This window comes from Streptomyces sp. NPDC050448, assembly GCF_040655295.1.
Taxonomy (GTDB): domain Bacteria; phylum Actinomycetota; class Actinomycetes; order Streptomycetales; family Streptomycetaceae; genus Streptomyces.
Genome location: NZ_JBFAJR010000016.1, coordinates 162,631 through 169,094, shown reverse-complemented (window position 1 = coordinate 169,094; position 6,464 = coordinate 162,631). Strand labels below are relative to the sequence as shown.

Below are 6,464 nucleotides of genomic sequence, written 5' to 3'. Positions count from 1 at the left end.
CCTTCGCTTTCGCGTTTTCCCTTTCCGGCGATTCCAACCTTACCAGATTCTTTCCGCTCCGTTTCCGGAGTGGGATTGAATTCGGTGGCCGTTGGAGGGCCTTTCCCTTTCGGGCGGATCAGACTTTATCAGGTCTCCCTGGGTCTTGAATCCCACCCGCTCGCAGAACACGTCCGGGCACACGTATGTGCCGGGGTGCCGTGCGAGGTGGAGCCGTAAACGTACTGGAGCGGGGCCCCCGGACGCAAATCCGGTTGCCCCGCTCCAGTGACGGCGCTACGGCGAAGGTCAGACCTCGACGACGACCGGGAGGATCATCGGGCGGCGGCGGTAGCCGTCCGAGACCCACTTGCCCATGGTCCGGCGGATGAGCTGCTGGATCTGGTGCGGCTCCGCGACGCCGTCGGCGGCGGCGCGGGCGATGGCTTCCTCGATCTTCGGGATGACCGAGGTGAAGGCCGAGTCCTCGATGCCGGAGCCGCGGGCCTGGATGTTCGGGCCGCTGACGACCTTGCCCGTGGTGCTGTCGACCACGACGTAGACCGAGATGATGCCCTCGTCGCCGAGGATCCGGCGGTCCTTGAGGGAGGCCTCGGTGACGTCGCCGACCGAGAGGCCGTCCACGTACACGTAGCCGGCCTGGACCTTGCCGGAGATCCGGGCCTTGCCGTCGATCAGGTCGACGACCACGCCGTCCTCGGCGATGACGATGCGGTCCTTCGGGACGCCCGTCATGGCGCCGAGCTCGGCGTTGGCGCGCAGGTGGCGCCATTCGCCGTGGACCGGCATGAGGTTCCGCGGCTTGCAGATGTTGTAGAAGTACAGCAGCTCGCCCGCGGAGGCGTGGCCGGAGACGTGCACCTTGGCGTTGCCCTTGTGCACGACGTTGGCGCCCCAGCGGGTCAGGCCGTTGATCACGCGGTAGACCGCGTTCTCGTTGCCCGGGATCAGCGACGACGCGAGGATCACCGTGTCGCCGGGGACGATCCGGATCTGGTGGTCGCGGTTGGCCATGCGGGACAGGGCCGCCATCGGCTCGCCCTGGGAACCCGTGCAGACGAGCACGACCTCGTCGTCCGGCAGGTCGTCGAGGGTCTTCACGTCGACGACGAGGCCGGCCGGGACCCGCAGATAGCCCAGGTCACGGGCGATGCCCATGTTGCGGACCATCGAACGGCCCACGAAGGCGACGCGGCGGCCGTACTCGTGCGCGGCGTCCAGGATCTGCTGGATGCGGTGGACGTGGCTGGCAAAGCTCGCCACGATGATCCGCTTCTGGGCGCCCGCGAAGACGCCGCGGATGGCGTTCGAGATGTCGCGCTCGGGCGGGACGAAGCCGGGGACCTCGGCGTTCGTCGAGTCCGAGAGGAGGAGGTCGATGCCCTCTTCGCTCAGACGCGCGAAGGCGTGCAGGTCGGTGAGGCGGTTGTCCAGCGGGAGCTGGTCCATCTTGAAGTCGCCGGTCGCGACCACCAGGCCCGCGGGGGTGCGGATGGCGACGGCCAGGGCGTCCGGGATGGAGTGGTTGACCGCGATGAACTCGCAGTCGAAGACGCCGAGGTTCTCCCGGTCGCCTTCCTTCACCTCGAGGGTGTAGGGGCGGATCCGGTGCTCCTGGAGCTTGGCCTCGATGAGGGCCAGCGTCAGCTTGGAGCCGATCAGCGGGATGTCCGGCTTCTCCCGGAGGAGGTAGGGGACGGCGCCGATGTGGTCCTCGTGGCCGTGCGTGAGGACGATGCCCTCGATGTCGTCGAGCCGGTCCCGGATGGACGAGAAGTCCGGCAGGATCAGGTCGATGCCCGGCTGCTCCTCCTCGGGGAACAGAACGCCGCAGTCGACGATCAGCAGGCGGCCGTCGAACTCGAAGACGGTCATGTTGCGGCCGATCTCGCCGAGACCGCCCAGGGGGGTGACCCGGAGGCCGCCCTTGGGGAGCTTCGGCGGCGGCCCGAGTTCAGGATGCGGATGGCTCAAAAGTCTCTCCTCACCACACGCGCCACGTACCTCATATGGCACGTGGCGCGCATGTCATTCGTGCACTTGCATTCGTCTGTTTTGTTCGTCTTGCTTATTCAGTTGTGAAGTCTGATGTCAGAGCTGTACCCCGCCGGCGGCAAGATCGATCTTGAGCTGGGCCGTCTCTTCGGCCGTCAGCTCGACCAGCGGGAGCCGCAGCGGTCCCGCGGGCAGCCCCTGCAGGTTCAGGGCGCCCTTGGTGGTGATCACGCCCTGGGTGCGGAACATGCCGGTGAAGACGGGGAGCAGCTTCTGGTGAATCTCGGTGGCCTTCTGTACGTCGCCGCCCAGGTGGGCCTCGAGCATCGCGCGGAGCTCGGGGGTGACCACGTGGCCGACCACGGAGACGAAGCCGACGGCGCCGACGGACAGCAGCGGCAGGTTCAGCATGTCATCGCCGGAGTACCAGGCGAGTCCGCTCTGGGCGATCGCCCAGCTGGCGCGGCCGAGGTCGCCCTTGGCGTCCTTGTTGGCCACGATACGGGGATGCTCGGCGAGCCTCACCAGGGTTTCGGTGTTGATCGGGACACCGCTGCGGCCGGGGATGTCGTAGAGCATCACCGGGAGCTCGGTGGCGTCGGCGATCGCCGTGAAGTGCCGGTAGAGGCCTTCCTGCGGCGGCTTGCTGTAGTACGGGGTCACCGCGAGCAGGCCGTGAGCGCCGGTGCGCTCGGCCTGGCGGGCGAGCTCGAGGGTGTGGCGGGTGTCGTTGGTGCCGATGCCGGCGACGACGTGGGCACGGTCACCGACCGCTTCGAGGACGGCTCGTACGAGGTCGTTTTTCTCCGCGTCGGTGGTGGTCGGGGACTCGCCGGTGGTCCCGTTGATGATCAGGCCGTCGTTGCCTGCGTCCACCAGGTGGACGGCGAGCCGCTGCGCGCCATCGAGGTCGAGTGCGCCATCAGCCGTGAACGGCGTGATCATGGCGGTGAGGACCCGCCCGAAGGGGGTCTGCGGAGTCGAGATCGGAGCCATGGGTAACACGCTACTCGCTGCCATGCTCGCGGTGGTCCCTCGGGGGACGTCAAGAGGGGGTGGCTCCCGGCACGGGCTGTCAGGAGTGTTGGATCCCGGCACTGCCTGCTCGGGGGTTCAAGCAGTGCCGGGTCCGTTTGATCAGCCTAGATGAACTTTACGAAACGTGGCAATACGGACACTTCAGACTTGACTCCGCACATCCGTACGGAATGGGTCCATCCGCGCCCATCGGGCTGTACCAGTCCTTACGGGGCGACGCGACCGTTGGCGTTGTACGCGGCGTACGTCAGCGGCATGAGCGCGGCCCAGTGCTGCTCCATCTTCTCGCCGACCATCTCGATCTCCCGCTGCGGGAAGGAGGGGACGGCCGCGAGCTCGTGCTGCGTGCGCAGGCCGAGGAAGTGCATGAGCGAGCGCGCGTTGCAGGTGGCGTACATCGAGGAGAAAAGTCCGACCGGCAGGACCGAACGGGCAACCTCGCGGGCCACGCCCGCGGCCAGCATCTCCTGGTAGGCCTCGTAGGCCTGACGGTACGAGTCCTCCATGACCCGGCCCGTCAGTTCCTGCTGCGCCGCGGTGCCCTCGACGAAGACGTACTTGCCCGGGCGGCCCTCCTGGACGAGCTTGCGCTCGGCGTCCGGGACGTAGAAGACCGGCTCGAGCTCCCTGTAGCGGCCCGATTCCTCGTTGTACGACCAGCCGACGCGGTGCCGCATGAACTCGCGGAACACGAAGATCGGGGCGCTGATGAAGAAGGTCATCGAGTTGTGCTCGAAGGGGCTGCCGTGGCGGTCCCGCATCAGGTAGTTGATGAGGCCCTTGGAGCGCTCCGGGTCCTTCTGCAGTTCTTCGAGCGACTGCTCACCGGCCGTGGAGACACGGGCGGCCCACAGCACGTCGGAGTCGGCGGCGGAGTGCTTCACCAGCTCCACCGTCACATCACTGCGGAAGCTTGGTTTCAGGTCTGAAGCGGCGGTCTCGCTCACCGGGGGTCCTTCCGAACGACTCACATGGGGCGCGCCCACTCTACGGCGCGCCTCGCGGCTCCCCGTGCAGCTCTCGCGCGGATGCCGCGCAGGCCGCGGAGGCGGCTCGGCCACCCTTTCAGCCGACGCCCAGCCATAAAATTTGGTTAATGTCCCGAATTCCGGCACGGATTGGGCGGCTCGTACGTCTTCACCAGTACACGCCGTACGCACCCGCCATCGCCGCCCCAAGGCCCTGACCGTGAGGAGAGTCGCTCCATGTTTCTCCCCCAGCCACCGCTGGGCGGTACCCCCAGCGAACCCGTCCCGTTCGCCTTCGTCGCCGAGGCCGACCGTTTCCGCAGCAATGTCACTCCGCCGCCGCGCGAGCGTCTGGGCACGGCCCAGATAGCCGCCCGTAGTCTGGTCGGGGTGACCGTGGTGGCGGGGCTCGTCGGCGCCCTGCTCTTCGGCATGCCGGCACTACAACCCCACCAGGCGCCCGCCAAGTCGCAGCAGTCGGAGGCCTCCGAGGGGCGGTAGCCTCACGGGCACAGCCCAACCGAACGTGCATGTGAGTGAGGTACAGCCGTGCCCCTGCCCTTCTTGACGGCCGACGGCGCGTTCGACGCGCACGAAGACAGTGCCGGCGACGACGTACTCGCCCACGAGGACCCCGACCGCTGGCGCCGGCCCTACCGGCCCGGCCCCTGGCGGGTGGCCGGCGCCGCCCTGCTGCTCCTGCTGGCGGCGTTCATGCTGCTCGCCACGATGATCATCGCGTTCGCGGGTGCCTGGGCCGGCGCCGGCGTCTGCCTGGCGGCCGCGCTCGGCGTGATCGGGACGGCGGTACGGCTGCTCATGGCGGGCGTCTGGGTGAGCCCCGCGGGGCTTCGCCGGGTGGGCTTCTTCACGACCCGCTCGGTCACCTGGGACGAGATCGCCGAAGTCCGTACGGTCCAGCAGCCGGTGCGCTGGCTGGGGCTGCCGCGGACCGTCCAGGGCCAGGCCCTGACGGCGGCCGGGCGCGACGGCGCGGAGCTGCCGGTGCTGCTGACCGACCACAACGCCGATTTCCTGTCGCGGACCGAGGCGTTCGACCGGGCCGCCGACAGGGTCGAGGCCTGGGCCGACGAATACCGGGCCGTGCCCGCCTGACCCGTACGGGCGCTGCACGGGAAGGCAGTACAGGATGGCAAGGCCGTACAGGATCCGCTCAGGCCTGTACGGCCGGAACCTATCGGCGCGGCCCGTCGTGCAGGGCGATGGCCCGCTGCATGGCCTTGCGGGCCCGCGGGGTGTCGCGGGCGTCGTGGTACGCGACGGCGAGGCGGAACCAGCTGCGCCAGTCCCCCGGCGCGTCCTCCGTCTCGGCCTTGCGGCGCGCGAAGACCTCGTCGGCGGAGTCCCGCAGGATCCGGCCGTACTGGTCCCGCTCCAGCTCGTCCACGGGCAGTCCGCCCTCGGTCTCCAGCTCGGTCGCGAGCCGGTTCGCCCTCGTCACGAACTGCGTGTTCTTCCAGAGGAACCAGACACCGATGACCGGCAGGATCAGCACGGCCGCACCGAACGTCACGGTCAGCCAGGTGCCCTGCCGGAGCAGCATCACCCCCCGGCTGCCGACCAGGACGAAGTAGACGACCAGGACGGCGGCCGTGAGGAAGTAAGTGATCTTCGCGCGCATGGGTGCTACTGCCTGCTCATCAGCCGAGGTCGAGGAAGTTTTCCAGGCCGAACGTGAGGCCCGGGGTCGCCGCGACGCGGCGCGCGCCGAGCAGGATGCCCGGCATGAAGCTGCTGTGGTGCAGGGAGTCGTGGCGGATGGTCAGGGTCTCGCCCTCGCCGCCGAGCAGCACCTCCTGGTGGGCCAGCAGGCCGCGCAGGCGGATCGCGTGCACCGGGACGCCGTCGACGTTCGCTCCGCGCGCGCCGTCCAGGGCGGTGGCGGTGGCGTCGGGCTGCGGGGCGCATCCGGCCTCGGCGCGGGCGGCGGCGATGAGCTGCGCGGTGCGGGTCGCCGTGCCGGAGGGGGCGTCGACCTTGTTCGGGTGGTGGAGCTCGACGACCTCGACGGACTCGAAGTAGCGGGCGGCCTGGGCGGCGAACTTCATGGTGAGCACGGCGCCGATGGAGAAGTTCGGGGCGATGAGGACGCCGGTCTGCGGGGAGGCGGCGAGCCAGGTGTTCAGCTGGGCGAGGCGCTCCTCGGTCCAGCCGGTGGTGCCGACCACTCCGTGGATTCCGTGGCGGATCAGGAAGTCCAGGTTCTCCATGACCGAGGCAGGGGTGGTCAGCTCGACCGCGACCTGCGCGCCGGCCTCGGCCACCGTCTCCAGCTTGTCGCCGCGGCCGAGGGCGGCCACCAGTTCCATGTCGGCGGCGGCCTCGACGGCCTTGACCGCCTCGGAGCCGATGCGGCCCTGGGCGCCGAGAACGGCCACCCGCAGCTTGCTGCTCATGCTTCTTCGCTTCCTGTCGTACGGGGCCGGGCACCGGCCGGCGGCC

7 protein-coding genes are annotated in these 6,464 nt (G+C 69.1%); 2 read left to right on the top strand and 5 right to left on the bottom strand.

Translation table 11 applies throughout. The features are described from left to right. Positions 1-288: 288 nt before the first annotated feature. From AB0I68_RS20770 to thyX, 3 genes are all read right to left on the bottom strand, one after another. Positions 289-1,974 (bottom strand): ribonuclease J, encoded by a 1,686-nt coding sequence (locus tag AB0I68_RS20770; RefSeq protein ID WP_363178792.1) that lies wholly within the window; start codon positions 1,972-1,974, stop codon positions 289-291. A gap of 117 nt (positions 1,975-2,091) precedes the next feature. Continuing rightward, positions 2,092-2,991 (bottom strand): 4-hydroxy-tetrahydrodipicolinate synthase, encoded by a 900-nt coding sequence (gene dapA / locus AB0I68_RS20765; protein WP_363178791.1) that lies wholly within the window; start codon positions 2,989-2,991, stop codon positions 2,092-2,094. A gap of 248 nt (positions 2,992-3,239) precedes the next feature. After that, the gene (thyX, locus tag AB0I68_RS20760) at positions 3,240-3,980 is read right to left on the bottom strand and encodes an FAD-dependent thymidylate synthase (protein WP_266636204.1); all 741 of its coding nucleotides are present in this window, start codon (positions 3,978-3,980) and stop codon (positions 3,240-3,242) included. Between the two features lie 258 nt (positions 3,981-4,238). Here thyX and AB0I68_RS20755 point away from each other — a divergent pair, with 258 nt between their 5' ends. Both AB0I68_RS20755 and AB0I68_RS20750 read left to right on the top strand, forming a co-directional pair. Next, positions 4,239-4,502 carry a hypothetical protein gene (locus AB0I68_RS20755; RefSeq protein ID WP_363178790.1) on the top strand — a complete coding sequence of 88 codons (264 nt, stop codon included), beginning with the start codon at positions 4,239-4,241 and terminating at the stop codon, positions 4,500-4,502. A gap of 48 nt (positions 4,503-4,550) precedes the next feature. Continuing rightward, complete coding sequence (locus AB0I68_RS20750) at positions 4,551-5,117, top strand: PH domain-containing protein (RefSeq protein WP_363178789.1); 567 nt, start codon at positions 4,551-4,553, stop codon at positions 5,115-5,117. A 79-nt stretch (positions 5,118-5,196) separates the two neighbouring features. Here the strand turns inward: AB0I68_RS20750 and AB0I68_RS20745 are convergent, their stop codons facing one another. Both AB0I68_RS20745 and dapB read right to left on the bottom strand, forming a co-directional pair. After that, complete coding sequence (locus AB0I68_RS20745) at positions 5,197-5,643, bottom strand: hypothetical protein (RefSeq protein WP_363178788.1); 447 nt, start codon at positions 5,641-5,643, stop codon at positions 5,197-5,199. A gap of 19 nt (positions 5,644-5,662) precedes the next feature. After that, complete coding sequence (dapB, locus tag AB0I68_RS20740) at positions 5,663-6,418, bottom strand: 4-hydroxy-tetrahydrodipicolinate reductase (RefSeq protein WP_363178787.1); 756 nt, start codon at positions 6,416-6,418, stop codon at positions 5,663-5,665. Positions 6,419-6,464 lie beyond the last annotated feature (46 nt).

What these genes read in the sequence shown, in the direction of transcription:
- dapB (WP_363178787.1), bottom strand. Translation starts at nt 6,418, where the DNA reads ATGAGCAGCAAGCTGCGGGTGGCCGTTCTCGGCGCCCAGGGCCGCATC.
- AB0I68_RS20745 (WP_363178788.1), bottom strand. Translation starts at nt 5,643, where the DNA reads ATGCGCGCGAAGATCACTTACTTCCTCACGGCCGCCGTCCTGGTCGTC.
- AB0I68_RS20755 (WP_363178790.1), top strand. Translation starts at nt 4,239, where the DNA reads ATGTTTCTCCCCCAGCCACCGCTGGGCGGTACCCCCAGCGAACCCGTC.
- dapA (WP_363178791.1), bottom strand. Translation starts at nt 2,991, where the DNA reads ATGGCTCCGATCTCGACTCCGCAGACCCCCTTCGGGCGGGTCCTCACC.